The 12,853-nt window shown below is 62.5% G+C and carries 11 protein-coding genes; 6 read left to right on the top strand and 5 right to left on the bottom strand.

The window, feature by feature from the left end:
* Positions 1 to 148 precede the first annotated feature (148 nt).
* On the bottom strand, positions 149 to 1,738 hold the full coding sequence (locus ACQ5BM_RS13170) for an ABC transporter substrate-binding protein (RefSeq protein WP_429811589.1): 1,590 nt from the start codon (positions 1,736 to 1,738) through the stop codon (positions 149 to 151).
* A gap of 434 nt (positions 1,739 to 2,172) precedes the next feature.
* Between ACQ5BM_RS13170 and ACQ5BM_RS13175 the strand changes: the two genes are divergently transcribed.
* The 5 genes from ACQ5BM_RS13175 (at position 2,173) to ACQ5BM_RS13195 (ending at position 7,077) form a co-directional block, all read left to right on the top strand.
* Positions 2,173 to 3,204, top strand: coding sequence for an amino acid ABC transporter substrate-binding protein (locus ACQ5BM_RS13175; RefSeq protein WP_429811592.1), 1,032 nt, complete (start codon positions 2,173 to 2,175; stop codon positions 3,202 to 3,204).
* A gap of 166 nt (positions 3,205 to 3,370) precedes the next feature.
* On the top strand, positions 3,371 to 4,519 hold the full coding sequence (locus ACQ5BM_RS13180; protein WP_429811595.1) for an amino acid ABC transporter permease: 1,149 nt from the start codon (positions 3,371 to 3,373) through the stop codon (positions 4,517 to 4,519).
* A 3-nt stretch (positions 4,520 to 4,522) separates the two neighbouring features.
* The gene (locus ACQ5BM_RS13185) at positions 4,523 to 5,629 is read left to right on the top strand and encodes an amino acid ABC transporter permease (RefSeq protein WP_429811598.1); all 1,107 of its coding nucleotides are present in this window, start codon (positions 4,523 to 4,525) and stop codon (positions 5,627 to 5,629) included.
* A complete protein-coding gene (locus tag ACQ5BM_RS13190) occupies positions 5,622 to 6,413 on the top strand; it encodes an amidohydrolase family protein (RefSeq protein ID WP_429811602.1) in 792 nt (263 codons plus the stop codon). Before ACQ5BM_RS13185 ends, ACQ5BM_RS13190 begins: the two co-directional genes overlap by 8 nt.
* Before the next feature lie 22 nt (positions 6,414 to 6,435).
* Positions 6,436 to 7,077 (top strand): amidohydrolase family protein, encoded by a 642-nt coding sequence (locus tag ACQ5BM_RS13195; RefSeq protein WP_429812034.1) that lies wholly within the window; start codon positions 6,436 to 6,438, stop codon positions 7,075 to 7,077.
* A gap of 48 nt (positions 7,078 to 7,125) precedes the next feature.
* Here ACQ5BM_RS13195 and ACQ5BM_RS13200 read toward each other — a convergent pair whose 3' ends face one another.
* Together ACQ5BM_RS13200 and ACQ5BM_RS13205 are read right to left on the bottom strand one after the other, a co-directional pair.
* Positions 7,126 to 7,713 carry a YqaA family protein gene (locus tag ACQ5BM_RS13200; RefSeq protein ID WP_429811605.1) on the bottom strand — a complete coding sequence of 196 codons (588 nt, stop codon included), beginning with the start codon at positions 7,711 to 7,713 and terminating at the stop codon, positions 7,126 to 7,128.
* A 155-nt stretch (positions 7,714 to 7,868) separates the two neighbouring features.
* Entirely contained in the window at positions 7,869 to 8,771 is a 903-nt protein-coding gene (locus tag ACQ5BM_RS13205) for an AraC family transcriptional regulator (protein WP_429811608.1), read from the bottom strand.
* A 96-nt stretch (positions 8,772 to 8,867) separates the two neighbouring features.
* Here ACQ5BM_RS13205 and ACQ5BM_RS13210 point away from each other — a divergent pair, with 96 nt between their 5' ends.
* Complete coding sequence (locus tag ACQ5BM_RS13210) at positions 8,868 to 9,611, top strand: SDR family oxidoreductase (protein ID WP_429811611.1); 744 nt, start codon at positions 8,868 to 8,870, stop codon at positions 9,609 to 9,611.
* Between the two features lie 53 nt (positions 9,612 to 9,664).
* On the opposite strand, the gene ACQ5BM_RS13215 is transcribed toward ACQ5BM_RS13210, so the two are convergent.
* Together ACQ5BM_RS13215 and ACQ5BM_RS13220 are read right to left on the bottom strand one after the other, a co-directional pair.
* Entirely contained in the window at positions 9,665 to 11,935 is a 2,271-nt protein-coding gene (locus ACQ5BM_RS13215; RefSeq protein WP_429811614.1) for a methyl-accepting chemotaxis protein, read from the bottom strand.
* Between the two features lie 156 nt (positions 11,936 to 12,091).
* The gene (locus tag ACQ5BM_RS13220; RefSeq protein ID WP_429811616.1) at positions 12,092 to 12,739 is read right to left on the bottom strand and encodes a TetR/AcrR family transcriptional regulator; all 648 of its coding nucleotides are present in this window, start codon (positions 12,737 to 12,739) and stop codon (positions 12,092 to 12,094) included.
* Positions 12,740 to 12,853 lie beyond the last annotated feature (114 nt).

Consider the following 12,853-nt stretch of genomic DNA (forward strand, 5'->3'; position numbering starts at 1 on the left):
GGTCGTCGCCGACCTTCGGCTCCTTTCCCATTTGCCAAGAGCGGGATGAGGAAAGTGTTTTGCGGTTTTCCGACGGCATCCCGCTCTCACTTATGAGAATCGATCACGTGTACGGTTTTGGGCCGATTCGTCCCAAAACCATTGTGATCTAAGCGTTGAGCCAGCATTTCGTCAGCGCGTGGCCACCCATCAGTTCGCCGTTCGGATCGTCCACCCAACCGCCGACCTTGTCGCTCGTCGCGTCGATGTAGTTGTTGAACATCGGCACGATGACGCCGCCTTCGTCACGCAGAATCATGGCCGCCTGGCGATAGAGCGCCTTACGTTTGGCCGTATCGAGTTCGCCGCGCGCCGTGAAGATCAGCTTGTCGAAGTCCTCGCGGAAGAAGCGCGTATCGTTCCATTCTGCCTTCGATAGGTAGGCGATCGAATAGACCTGGTCCTGCGTCGGCCGCCCGGTCCAGTAGGACATGCTGAAGGGCTGCTTGTTCCAGACGTCCGACCAGTAGCCGTCGCCGGGCTCGCGCTTCAGGTCGACGGTGATCCCGCATTTGGCGGCGCTCATCTGGAAGAGCTGCGCGGCGTCGACGGCGCCGGGGAAGGCAACGTCCGAGGTCCTGAGCAACACCGATCCGCTATGACCGGACTTCTTGTAGTGGAACTTCGCCTTGTCCGGATCGAAGACCCGCTGCTCGATGTCATTGTCAAAGAGCGGATAGCCCTTGATCATGGGGGTGTCGTTGCCGACGGTGCCGTAGCCGGCGAGCACTTTCGCAACCATCTCCTCGCGGTCGACCGCATATTTCAGCGCCAGGCGCAGGTCGTTGTTGTCGAAGGGCGCGGTGTTACAGTGGGCGATGAAAACGTAGTGGCCCTTGCCGGGCACGTTGCGGATGACGACGCCGGGCAGGCGCTTGATCAGGGCAACGACCTTTGGCTCGATGCGGTTGATCATGTGGATCTGGCCGCTCTGCAGCGCGGCGGTGCGCGCGGTCGAATCGTTGATCACGGCGATTTCGATCTGGTCTGCATGGCCGCGCTCGGCGGCGCCCCAATAGCCTTCGTGGCGTTCGGCAACGTGTTTGACGCCAGGTTCGTTGGAAACGACCTTGTAGGGGCCGGTGCCGATGCCGGCCGTCGGGTCGTCCTTGCCGCCGTTCGGCTGGATCATCAGGTGATAGTCGCTGACAACATAGGGCAGGTCGGCGTTCGGCTGGCGTAGCGTGATGACGACGCTGTCGCCATCGGCCTTGATGGTCTCGAATTCCTGGACGAAGGGCAGGGCCGCCGACTTGGAATCGGCATCGCCATGGCGTTCGAGCGTGGCCACCACGTCGGCTGGCGTCAGGTCCTTGCCGTTGTGAAACGTGACATCCTTGCGGATCTTGAAACGCCAGGTCTTGGCGTCGGGTGTCGCCTCGTAGGCTTCAGCGAGGCGATGCTCGATCTCGCCGGTCGGAGACACTTCGAGAAGCTGCTCTCCCCAGCAGCGCCCGAGCGTGTAAGGGACCTGGCTCGCCCAGGTCGCGGGATCGAGGCTGTTCGTCGATTCGCCGCCGACGAGGCCGGCTTTCAGTGTTCCCCCTTTGACGGGCCCGGCCGCTCGGGCTGCCTGGCCGAGCAGCAGGTTCGCCGACGCGACGGTCACGCCGAGCGCTGCGGCGCGCCCGAGAAACTCCCGTCGCGACAACCGCCCCGCAGCCACCTGTTGGCTCATGAATTCCAGTTCTCTTGGCATGGCTCACTCCCTCCCTTGTAAGACCCGCCCGGCGCACCGGTATTGTCGCAGATATTGGAGACGGATATCGCGCCTGGATTCTTGCCGCGCGACAGTTGGTGCCGCAGATCGACTTGAGAACGTCGTATCTTCGACTACCCGCACCACTGACAGCGGGCGTCAGCCCTCGCGGGGATAGCGTTGCAAAATGGCGGAGATATCCGGCTCAGTCTTGTCGGTATCGAGTTCGGCGCGCAGTTCGACGGCGCCCTAGCGCCCGATTACTTTGTCGTCAATATTGTATACAATCATGTTGATGTTTGTATTCTACTATCGTATGCAACTGATGGCGTCGGCAACTGCGGGCCGGAGTCGATCGGTCAGGGAGGAGGCGTGCGATGAGGACCGCACGACCAGGGCCGGTCAGGACAAGGAAAAACCAAGGGAGGGAATTCATGAAAAACAGGATCCTACAACTTTGCGCGACCGTTGCGGGCATCGCCATCGGGCTTGTGGCCGCGACGTCTGCGAACGCGGCGACGACGCTCGAAACGGTCAAGGCGCGCGGCAAGCTGATCTGCGGCGTCTCGATGAGCACGCCGGGCTTTGCCACCGCGGATGCGAAGGGGCACATGCAAGGCTTCGACGTCGACGTCTGTCGGGCTGTCGCCGCCGCCGTTTTCGGCGACCCGGAAAAGGTCGATTTCGTCCTGACGAACATCAACACGCGCTTCCAGGCGCTGCAGTCCGGCGAAATCGACATGCTGTCGCGCCAGACGACCCTTACCTTCTCGCGCGAAGTCTCGCTTGGCCTCGACTTCGGGCCGACCGTCTTCTACGACGGCCAGGGGCTGATGGTCGCGAAGTCGCTTGGCGTCAACAGCGCCAAGGAACTGACGGATGCGGCGATCTGCACGCTGCCGGGTACCACGACCGCTCAAAACCTCAGCGACTTCTTCCGCTCGATCGGCGGCAAGTTCGAACTGGTCGTCTTCGAAAATCCGGACGAAAACCGCAACGCCTTCTTCTCCGGCCGTTGCGAAGCGATCTCGTCCGACCGCTCGGACCTCGCTTCGATCCGCGCCGTCGCCAACAACCCGGACGATTACGTCGTTCTGCCGGAAACCATCTCCAAGGAGCCGCTGGCGCCCGCCGTTCGCCAGAACGATTCCAACTGGCGTGACATCGTGTCCTGGTCGGCCTGGATGCTGATGGCAGCCGAGGAGCGCGGCATCACCCAGGCCAACGTCGACGAGATGACCAAGAGCGAGGATCCGGAGATCCAGCGCATGCTCGGCGTCAACGAGGAGCTTGGCAAGATGCTGAACCTCGACAACAAGTGGGGCTACAACATCATCAAGGGCGTCGGAAACTACGGCGAAGTGTTCGAGCGCAACCTCGGCACCAAGACCGCACTCGGCCTGACGCGCGGCCCGAACACCCGCTGGAGCGAGGGTGGCCTGCTCTACGCACCGCCGTTCCGCTGAGGATTGACGGGTCCGCGTCTCGGCGCGGGCCCACCTTCCTGCTGCATGTTTCCTTGGATCGTCTCCGATTTGTGGAAGAACTGCGGACGTTCAAAGTGCCAAAGCGACCTCTGCGCCCAGATGAGATCCGCAGCGCTGTAGGTCCTGCCTAAGGGACGGGTGCCCGATGCCCCTGCTTTATGATGCGCGCATTCGCGCCTATCTCTATCAAGCGATCGCCGTCGGCATCGTGTTGCTCATCGCCTGGGTGATGTTCAGCACCGCGAGCGCCAATCTTGCCAAGCAGGATATCGCGACCGGCTTCGGCTTCCTGGCGCGCCAGGCCGGCTTCGTCATCACGGAGACCGCGATCACCTACGAGCCGACGGATACGATCGGTCGTGCAATCCTCGTCGGCATTGCCAACACGGTCAAAGTCTCGCTGTTGGCTGCATTGCTTGGCACGATCCTTGGCCTGCTGGTCGGCATTGGGCGGTTGTCGCACAACCCCGTGCTGTCGCGGCTGATGCTGGCCTATGTGGAAGCGCTCCGCAACGTGCCGCTGCTGCTCTATCTGCTGCTCTGGTATTCGCTGATTATCTCCACGTTTCCGCCGGTTAAGCAGGCGATCCAGATGCTCCCGGGCGTATTCCTGTCGAACAGCGGCCTGGTCTTGCCCGCGCTGCACTGGGAAAGCGGATTTGCGGCATTGATCACGGCTCTCGTCGTCGCTGTCGTCGCGGCCAGTTTCGTCGCGCGGGTCCTCGGCCGCAGGCGCGTCGTCACCGGAAAGGACATGCCGGTGGCCCCGATCGCCACGCTGGCGTTCTTCCTGCCGATCGCGGCGGCGCTGCTGTTCGCCAACATCTCGGTCGCCTGGGACGTGCCAGTGCTCGGCCGGTTTCGTTTGAGCGGTGGTTATCACCTGCGTCCGGAGTTCGTGGCGCTTCTCCTGGGCTTGACGCTCAGTGTGTCGGCCAACGTTGCGGAGATCGTGCGGGCCGGCATCCAGGCGGTCAGCAAGGGGCAGTGGGAGGCTGCGACGGCGCTTGGCCTCTCACGTGCGCGCACCCTGAAACTGGTGATCCTGCCGCAGGCGCTCAGGATCATCATCCCGCCGCTCACCAACACCTATCTGACCGTCTTCAAGAACAGCTCGCTCGCGATCGCCATCGGCTATCCGGACCTGGTGATGGTCTCGAACACGATTATGAACCAGACCGGACAGGCGATTGAATCCATTGCCATTTTCATGGGCGTCTATCTCGGACTGTCGATCCTCATCTCACTGGTGATGAACTGGTACAACGCCAAGGTCGCGCTGAGGGAGCGCTGAGCCATGACACAGATCGATACCCTCGTTAGCGGCTCTGCGCTTACGTCCCATCGTGAAGTGCCACCGGCGCCGAAAGGTCGCTGGCTCGGCGCCTATTTCGGAACGCCAGGCAATGCGCTGATCACCGTCCTTTGCCTCGGCACGATCTTCGCGCTTACCAAGCTCGCAATTGGTTGGCTGTTCATCGACGCGACCTTTTCCGGCACGCCGGCGGAATGCAAGGCGACGAGTGGCGCCTGCTGGCCGTTCCTCTCAGCGAAGATGCGCTACATCTTCTTCGGATTCTATCCGTTCGAGGAGCAATGGCGGCCCCTGGCGGCGATGCTCTTGTTTCTCGGCGCCTGCCTCGTCTCGATGGTGCCGAAGGTCTGGGGACGGACGCTGTTCATTGCCTGGATCGCAATCATCCTGCCGACGCTCTATCTGCTGATGGCAGGCGGGTTCTTCGGTCTGACCGTCGTCCCGACGGCGCAATGGGGCGGTCTGCCGCTCTCCTTCATGCTTTCCTTCATCGGCCTTGCCTTCGCGCTGCCGCTCGGCATCGCGCTTGCGCTCGCCCGCGCCTCCAGTCTTCCGGCAATCCGCATCCTGGGGGTCAGCTTCATCGAGATCGTGCGCGGCGTGCCGTTGATCAGCATCCTGTTCATGGCAACGGTCATGCTGCCTCTGTTCATGCCAGACGGCATCACCGTCGATAAGCTCGCCCGCGCACAGGTGGCGATCATTCTCTTTGCCGCCGCCTATATCGCCGAGATCGTCCGTGGTGGCTTGCAGGCGGTGCCCAAGGGGCAGGTGGAGGCCGGCCATTCGCTTGGCCTGCACTACTGGCAGATCATGCGGAAGATCGTGTTGCCGCAAGCGTTGAAGAAGGTCATCCCGCCGCTCGTCAGCCTCTTCATCGGGTTCTTCCAGGATACGACGCTTGTGACCATCGTCGGCCTGCTCGACTTCCTGGATACTGTGCGTACTGCCATGCGCGATCCGGAATGGCAGGGTATCGCGGTGCTGGAAGGTTATGTCTTCGCGGCCGTCGTTTATTTCGTTTTCAGTGCTCTCATGGGAGCTTACAGCCGTTTCCTAGAGCAATATTTCAGGACCACGCATGACTAAAGAGATCCACGTCATCCGCAATGTGCACACGCTCGTCGCCTTCAATCGCGAGCGGGGTGGCCACGTCTATCTGCACGACACCGACATCGCCTATGACGACAAGGGCTTCGTTCATGTTGGCGGCCACTACGACGGGCCATTCGACAGCGAAAGTTCCGGCCGCGATCGAATGATCATGCCGGGCTTCGTCAACGTCCATTGCCATTCCGGCGAAGAGCCGATCTCCAAGGGTATTTTCGAGGACATGGGTACGGCCGCCCTTTGGGGCAATGCGCTCTACGAATACTCCAACCTTCTGGAGATCGACGACGACGCGATCGAGGCGTCGCTGACGGTCATGGTCGGCGATCTGATGCGCAGCGGCGTCACCACGCTGCTCGACATTGCGGGCCCGCGTGAAAGCTGGCTGCCGACGCTCGCCCGAAGCGGTGCACGTGCCTTCGTCGCGCCCGGCTTCCGCGAGGCGCAATGGCATGTCGAAGACAGCCACCGCCTCGATTTCCGCTGGGACAAGGTGCGCGGTCGGGAAGCCTTTGCGCGGGCGCTGGAGGTCGTCGACGCAGCGGCTGCGCACCCGTCCGGCCGCCTTGGCGGCGTCGTGGCGCCATCGCAGATCGAGACCTGCTCGCCGGAACTGCTGCAGGATGCCGTGACGGCTGCGCACAAGCGCGGCATTCCGGTCACCATTCACACCGCCCAGACCATGGCCGAACATGAGGAACTGCTGCGTCGCCACGGGTTGACCGCCGTGCAGTATCTCGAAAGTCCTCGGCCTGCTTGGTAAAGATCTGATCCTCGGCCATTGCATCTTCGTCGACAGCCATTCCTGGACCCGGCAACGCACTGAGGTCGATCTGCGGCTGTTGGCCGACCGCAAGACGACCGTTGCCCATTGCCCGGTCACCTTCTCGCGCAGCGGCATGGCGCTCGAATCCGTGGGCCGCTACCGCCGGGCCGGCGTCAACGTCGCGCTCGGAACGGACAGCTATCCCTTCAACATGCTCGAAGAAATGCGTCAGGCGATGATCTGCGCACGGCTCGCCGGCAAGTCTGTCTTCGACGTCGCGACCGGTGACATCCTGGAAGCCGCGACTATCGCAGGCGCCAGGGCGCTCGGCCGTGATGATATCGGGCGGATCGCCGTCGGCTCAAAGGCGGATTTCCTCGTGGTCGATCTTCGCCACCACGCGATGCAGCCGATCTATGATCCCTTGCGCAACCTCCTGCATTGCGCGGCTGAGCGGGCGATCGAACGGGTCTACGTCGACGGCACCTGCGTCGTCAGCGGCGGGCGGCCGACCCTGATCGATTATGACGGCGCGCTCGCGAAGCTTCAGGAGGCGCAGGACTACGCCTGCCGCAAGGCGCCCGAAAACGATCCGAGGGGCCGCGGGATGCGGACTCTCGCGCCGCTGTCCCTGCCCATTGCTGCTTCTGCAAAGGCGTAGAGGGCAACAGAACTTGGTTAGCCCCTGAAGGGCCGGGCAGGGAAAATATCAGTAGAAAAGGCGGTGGGCGGCGAAGAGGCAGATTAGGACGGCTGCCGTCCCTCCCGCCAACGCGCCAAGCCGTCTCTCGATAAAATCACGGATGTCTTCGCCAAAGCGGCGCAGAAGCCAGGCAAGCAGGAAGAAGCGCGCGCCGCGCGCGATGATTGCCGACACGATGAAAAAGCCGAGATTGATGTTGGCAGCGCCCGACAGGATGGTCACGACCTTGATCGGCGGTAGATGTGCCAAGCCTGATGTCACGAGCAGCAAGGCCAGCATTTCGGAGTCGACCGACGCCTTCAGATGCTCGAACGTATCGAGCTTGCCGTAGAACTCCAAGAGCGGCCTTGCCAGCGTATCGAAGGCATAATGGCCGAGATACCAGCCGGCAATACCCCCAAGCACCGAAGCGATGGTTGCAACCAGCGCGTAGCGCCATGCCCGCTCCGGGCGCGCTAGCGCCATTGGGATGAGAAGCAGATCCGCGGGAACCGGAAAAATCGAGCTTTCGACAAAGGCGATGATGCCAAGCCAGACAATGGCGGTTTCTCGTGTCGCGAGCGACATCGTCCAGTCATAGAGGCGTCGGAGCATGATTTGTGCTTCGCTGTTGGTGGTGAGCCTCTCTATAAACGACCGAGGGGGGTGTAAATGTGGCCGGCTCCGGCATTTGAAGGATTTCTTACGGAAGGGGCTGCTCTGGAACGGAAGGTGCGCATCCTCGTGTGTTCATCTCAACGCCAAGGCGCTCAGGCACTTGCCATGCGCGCGTAGCGGCCGGGCGGCTGGCCGACATGGCGGCTGAAGGCGGTACTGAAGGTACTGGCCGAACCATAGCCGACGCGTTCGGCGACCGAGGCGAGATCAAGATTGCGTTGCCGCAGCAGGTCCTTGGCGATCGCCATGCGCCATACGAGCAGGTACTCCATTGGCGGCACGCCGACGGCGCGGGTGAAGCGCTCGAAGAACACCGAGCGAGAGAGAGCCGCCTCGTTTGCGAGTTCCGCTACGGTCCACGCATGCGCGGGATCGGTGTGGATCTTGCGAATGGCCACCGCCAGCCGCGCGTCTCCAAGGCCACGCAACAGGCCGGGTGTTGCGCTTTCGCCCTGGATCGACCGAAGGGCCTCGACGAGCAACACTTCCACGAACCGCGCCAGAACCAGATCTCGTCCTGGCCGTTCGCCACGCGCCTCTTCGCCAACCAGGCGCACAAGCGTCGAAAGCCGATCGATCCCGCGCAGATGCATCAATGCCGGCAACAGTGAAACAAGCAGTCCGGCATCTGGCGAGTCGAGGACGAAATAGCCGCCGAGCAGGCGCACGTCGGCTTCGCCATGCTGCCTGCCGTGGCGAACTTCGTCCGTCGGTGCCGGCGCTGCCTTGGGATCGATGAAGGTCGGTTGAACCGGGTCGAACCCCGAAAGGGTGAAGCCCGGGGTCGTCGGCAACAGCACGAAGTCGCCGGCCTCCAGCGTGACGGGTGTCTCGCCATCGACGGCCAGCCGGCAAGCTCCCTCGACGACGGTGCAGAAGCTCGGCTCTCCGAATTCGGCATAGCGCACGGCCCAGCGGCCAGCGCCGCTGATGCCTTTGGTGAACACCGTGCGTGGGCGAAGAAGCTGAATGAGCTGTGAGAGCGGATCGATCATCTCAGGACGATAACAAATGAAATTAGAACTTCAAGCCGTAGAGCGTCCTGGTCGTGGACGCTATCCGTTCTCCATCGAAACAACTGAGGTATAGCGATGAAGACCGTATTGATTACCGGCTGCTCCTCCGGCTACGGGCTGGAGACGGCGCGACGCTTCCATGCCGAGGGCTGGAACGTCATCGCCACGATGCGTGCGCCGCGCCGAGACATTCTGCCGAAATCCGAGCGGCTCCGGGTCTTATCTCTCGATGTCACCGATCCCGAAAGCATCTCAGCCGCGATCGAGGACAGTGGCCCCATCGACGCCCTCGTCAACAACGCCGGTATCGGCGTGGTGGGTGCCTTCGAAGCGACGCCGATCTCCCGTATCCGCAAGGTCTTCGACACCAACACCTTCGGGGTGATGGCGATGACGCAGGCGGTGATACCGCAGTTTCGTACCCGCAAGGCGGGTGTCATCGTCAACGTTACGTCCACGGTGACGCTTGCCGCCATGCCGCTCGCCGCAGCCTATACCGCCAGCAAGACAGCGATCGCCGGCTTCACCGGCTCGCTGGCCCATGAATTGGAAGCCTTCAACGTGAGGGTCAAACTGGTCGAACCCGGCTACGCGCCGACCACCCGTTTCGCCCACAACATCGCGATTCGCGTTGAGGATCTGATCCCGGCTGCCTACGCCGATTTTGCCGCGCCCATCTTCGCGCAGTTCGCGGCCCCGCCCTTGGTCACCACCGAAACCGATGTGGCAGAGGCTATTTGGCAAGCAGCGAACGATCTTTCCGGCCAGCTCCATTTTCCGGCCGGTGCCGATGCGGTGGCGCTTGCCAAAGCAACTTGATGCCGCCCTTCGGCGCGGATACGCGGGCGGTGCGCGGTCAGGTCATCCCAGCGTTAAGCGATCAGTCGGGGGCGCGCATCCGTCTCCGTCTGGTCGCGTAGGCTGGATGTCGTGCGGAAGCGTTCGACGAGGTCGAAGAGGCCGGATGCCTGGCTCGAGAGCCGAAGGGTCATGGCGGTGCTGTCTTCGACCATCGCATTGTTCTGCTGCGTCACGGCGTCGAGCGACAGCATGGTCTGGTTGATGTGCTGCAGATCGTTCGCCTGGTCGCGCGCGTCGCCGGCAATCTGCTGCGTCTGCTCGTTGATCGCATGGATCTGGCCGGAGATTTCGTCGAGCGCATCGCCTGCCGCCCGGACCAGCGAGACGCCCTTCGTCACTTCCTCGGCCGAGGTGGTGATGATCGCCTTGATTTCCCGGGCAGCGAGAGCGGATTTCTGTGCCAACTCCCGCACTTCATGCGCGACGACGGCAAAGCCCTTGCCCGCTTCGCCGGCACGGGCCGCCTCGACCCCCGCATTCAACGCCAAGAGGTTGGTCTGGAACGCGATGTCGTTGATCGTGCCGATGATCTGCGAAATGGCGACCGATCCCTTCTCGATCTGGGCCATGGCGCTGACGGCATTCATGACCACCTGACCCGAGCGGTCGGAACTGGCCTTGGCGGCAGCGGCGATCGTCGTGGCCGATGAAGCGTGTTCGGCGGTGCGCTCGATGGTCGCGGTGATTGCGCTCAGCGCTGCAGTTGCTTCCTCCAATGTCGCCGCCTGATGTTCGGTGCGCTTGGCAAGCTGGCCGATGGCGTCGCGCATCTCGCTGGTTTCGCCGTCGATGTCAGCGCTTCTCGCCTTCACGTCGCCGAGTGTGACGGCAAGGCTTTCCAGCGACAGGTTGAAGTCCGAGCGCAGGCGATCGAAACCGGCGCCGAAGGGTTGGTCGATGCGTGCGGTCAGGTCGCCTTGAGACAGCCGCTCCAGGCCGGACGCCAGCATCTCCACCGCCTCGTTGATCTGGCGCGACACTTCGGACTGGGTCGTCTCGCGCACTTGCCGTTCCTCTTCGATCATGGTCCGCGTTTCCGCCGCCTCGGTTTCAAGGCGGGCGCGATCGAGAAGCGCATCGCGGAAGACGAGGACGGACCGGGCCATGTCGCCAATCTCGTCTTTGCGGTCCCGGCCGACGCCGCCGATCGTCGTATCGCCGTCAGCGAGCTGGCTCATGTCACGGACGAGACCCGTGATCGGGCGCGTCAACCGGCGTGAATACCAGATGGAAAGCGCCAGGGCCGCCGCGAGGACGGCGAGAGCGGTTGCGAGCGTCCAGTTGCGCAAGGCGGTGACGGCCGCAAATGCCTCCCGTGACGTCATGACGGCAGCCATGGTCCAGCGGGTGCCGAAAGCATCAAGGCTGGTGGTAGCCATCTGCGCTTCCTCGCCGCGGAAATCGGCGAGCTTGCGGCTGATGATGCCATCTTCCGCCAAGCGATCGGCCACGATCCGGGCCTTGAGGATATCGTTGTCGGGTGTGGCAACGCTGTCGGCGAGGAAAAATCCATTGCCGTCGATGAGGATCGTTTCGCCCGTCTCGCCAAGGCCCGTGCGGTTGCCCACGATCTCGCCAATGCGTGCATCCGGCATCTCCAGGATCAAGGTGCCGATCTTGCCGTCGATCGATTCCAGCGGGATGGCGATGAACGCCGCGGCGCTGCCGGCGAGCGGCGAATAGGCCTCGTAGGACGCGAAGGCCAGCTTGCTCTTGTCTGTACCTTCGGCGGTCTCGCGGAAAATCCGGCCAAGCCCCGTGTCCTTCCAGGATTGGTCCTTCAGGTTGACGGCAAAGTCGCCCTTCTTGTTGAGGGAGTAGACGACGTCACCGCTAAGATTGGCGAGCAGCACGTCGCGATAGCCATGAGCCTCCGCGAAGCGGCGGAAAAATGGGTGATAGCGCGCATGGAGCGCATCGTAGTCGTCGACGCCGGCGGTGCTGTAAAGCGCGCGCTTGTCTTCAGGATTGGGGTTTTCCGCCAAATAACGGCGCTGCAATTCGCTTTTTGCCTTGTCGCCGAGCTTGGCGGCAGCACCATTGAGCTCGCTGAGCGCCTTGGCGACCGATTTTTGTGCCTGGAGGGTGCGCAGGTCGTTTTCTATCGTGGTGAGGTAATGGCGAAGCTCGTTGCGGCGGGCATCGGCGAGTGCCTCCAGCTTCTCGATCGCCGCGCGCGACGACAGGTCGCCGCTGACCGTCAGGCTGGCAAGACTGGTAGCAGCGATGGAGAAGGCAGCCAGGGCTGCCGCTGCGAGGGGTAGCTTCGCGGACAAACGCATAACAATCACCGGGCATCAAAGGGGAGAGAGGCCATGCCGAAGGGCTGGTCGCGACGCCTCATGCGCCCGGCGGGAACGCTCCCGCGCGGGAGAGTTATACGGTCTCAGGTTACAGCTTGATGACGTTTGGATGACAATGCGAAAGATTGGCTGTGGCTATCTCGGTAGGGTGCCCGCCAGAAAGATCTCTGCGCAACGTTCCGCGCGGGCCATGATCGTCGCCTCGTCGATACCGCTGATCCGGCCCATCATGACGGCGCGTTGCGGCTCCATCGCCATCATTCCGCGCAACATGCCCGCCGCCATACGGGGATCGTCGACTACGAGGCGACCGAGAGCGGCTTGCGCCCCCAGCCAGCGCTCCAGTGTTGCGTTTGTCCGCTCGATCGCCCGCTCCCAGAAGGTGGCGGCGATCTCCGGAAAGCGCTCCGCCTCCGCGAGCACCAGACGTGTGATCGCGATGGTATTGGCCGCGAGAACGAGGTGCCCATAGGCGGCAAGCAGCCGCACGAGACCGGTTTTGACGTTAACGTGGTCCAAATACTCTTCGTCCGCTTCGAGCACGAATTCTGCGATCCTGAAGGAGATGACACACTCGAAGAGATCGGCCTTGGTGGGAAAGAGGCGGTAAAGCGTCTTGGTGGAGACGCCGGAATTCTGGGCGATGACGTTGATATTAGCGGTCTCATAGCCGAGGTCGCAGAATTGCCTTTCGGCGGCCAGGATAATCACCTTGCGGGTCTCGTCGTCGGAACGGGCCTGGGGGCGGCCACGGGAGCGTGGCGATTTCTGCTTTTCGACCATCGTGACTTTCCAAATTCCTTGGTGGTTCTTAGTCGAGGCCACATAGGAAAGCAATCGCTTTCCGAAGTCGGTACGAGCATGGCCGCAGAATTCCCCGTGCCTTCGGCAGATATT

Origin of the sequence: Ensifer sp. B1-9 (assembly GCF_050474445.1) — a bacterium.
Taxonomy (GTDB): Bacteria; Pseudomonadota; Alphaproteobacteria; order Rhizobiales; family Rhizobiaceae; genus Ensifer.

Bases quoted from the DNA above. Each gene is read 5' to 3' on its own strand.
- ACQ5BM_RS13170 (WP_429811589.1), bottom strand. From the start codon at position 1,738: ATGCCAAGAGAACTGGAATTCATGAGCCAACAGGTGGCTGCGGGGCGG.
- ACQ5BM_RS13175 (WP_429811592.1), top strand. From the start codon at position 2,173: ATGAAAAACAGGATCCTACAACTTTGCGCGACCGTTGCGGGCATCGCC.
- ACQ5BM_RS13180 (WP_429811595.1), top strand. From the start codon at position 3,371: ATGCCCCTGCTTTATGATGCGCGCATTCGCGCCTATCTCTATCAAGCG.
- ACQ5BM_RS13185 (WP_429811598.1), top strand. From the start codon at position 4,523: ATGACACAGATCGATACCCTCGTTAGCGGCTCTGCGCTTACGTCCCAT.
- ACQ5BM_RS13190 (WP_429811602.1), top strand. From the start codon at position 5,622: ATGACTAAAGAGATCCACGTCATCCGCAATGTGCACACGCTCGTCGCC.
- ACQ5BM_RS13200 (WP_429811605.1), bottom strand. From the start codon at position 7,713: ATGCTCCGACGCCTCTATGACTGGACGATGTCGCTCGCGACACGAGAA.
- ACQ5BM_RS13205 (WP_429811608.1), bottom strand. From the start codon at position 8,771: ATGATCGATCCGCTCTCACAGCTCATTCAGCTTCTTCGCCCACGCACG.
- ACQ5BM_RS13210 (WP_429811611.1), top strand. From the start codon at position 8,868: ATGAAGACCGTATTGATTACCGGCTGCTCCTCCGGCTACGGGCTGGAG.
- ACQ5BM_RS13215 (WP_429811614.1), bottom strand. From the start codon at position 11,935: ATGCGTTTGTCCGCGAAGCTACCCCTCGCAGCGGCAGCCCTGGCTGCC.
- ACQ5BM_RS13220 (WP_429811616.1), bottom strand. From the start codon at position 12,739: ATGGTCGAAAAGCAGAAATCGCCACGCTCCCGTGGCCGCCCCCAGGCC.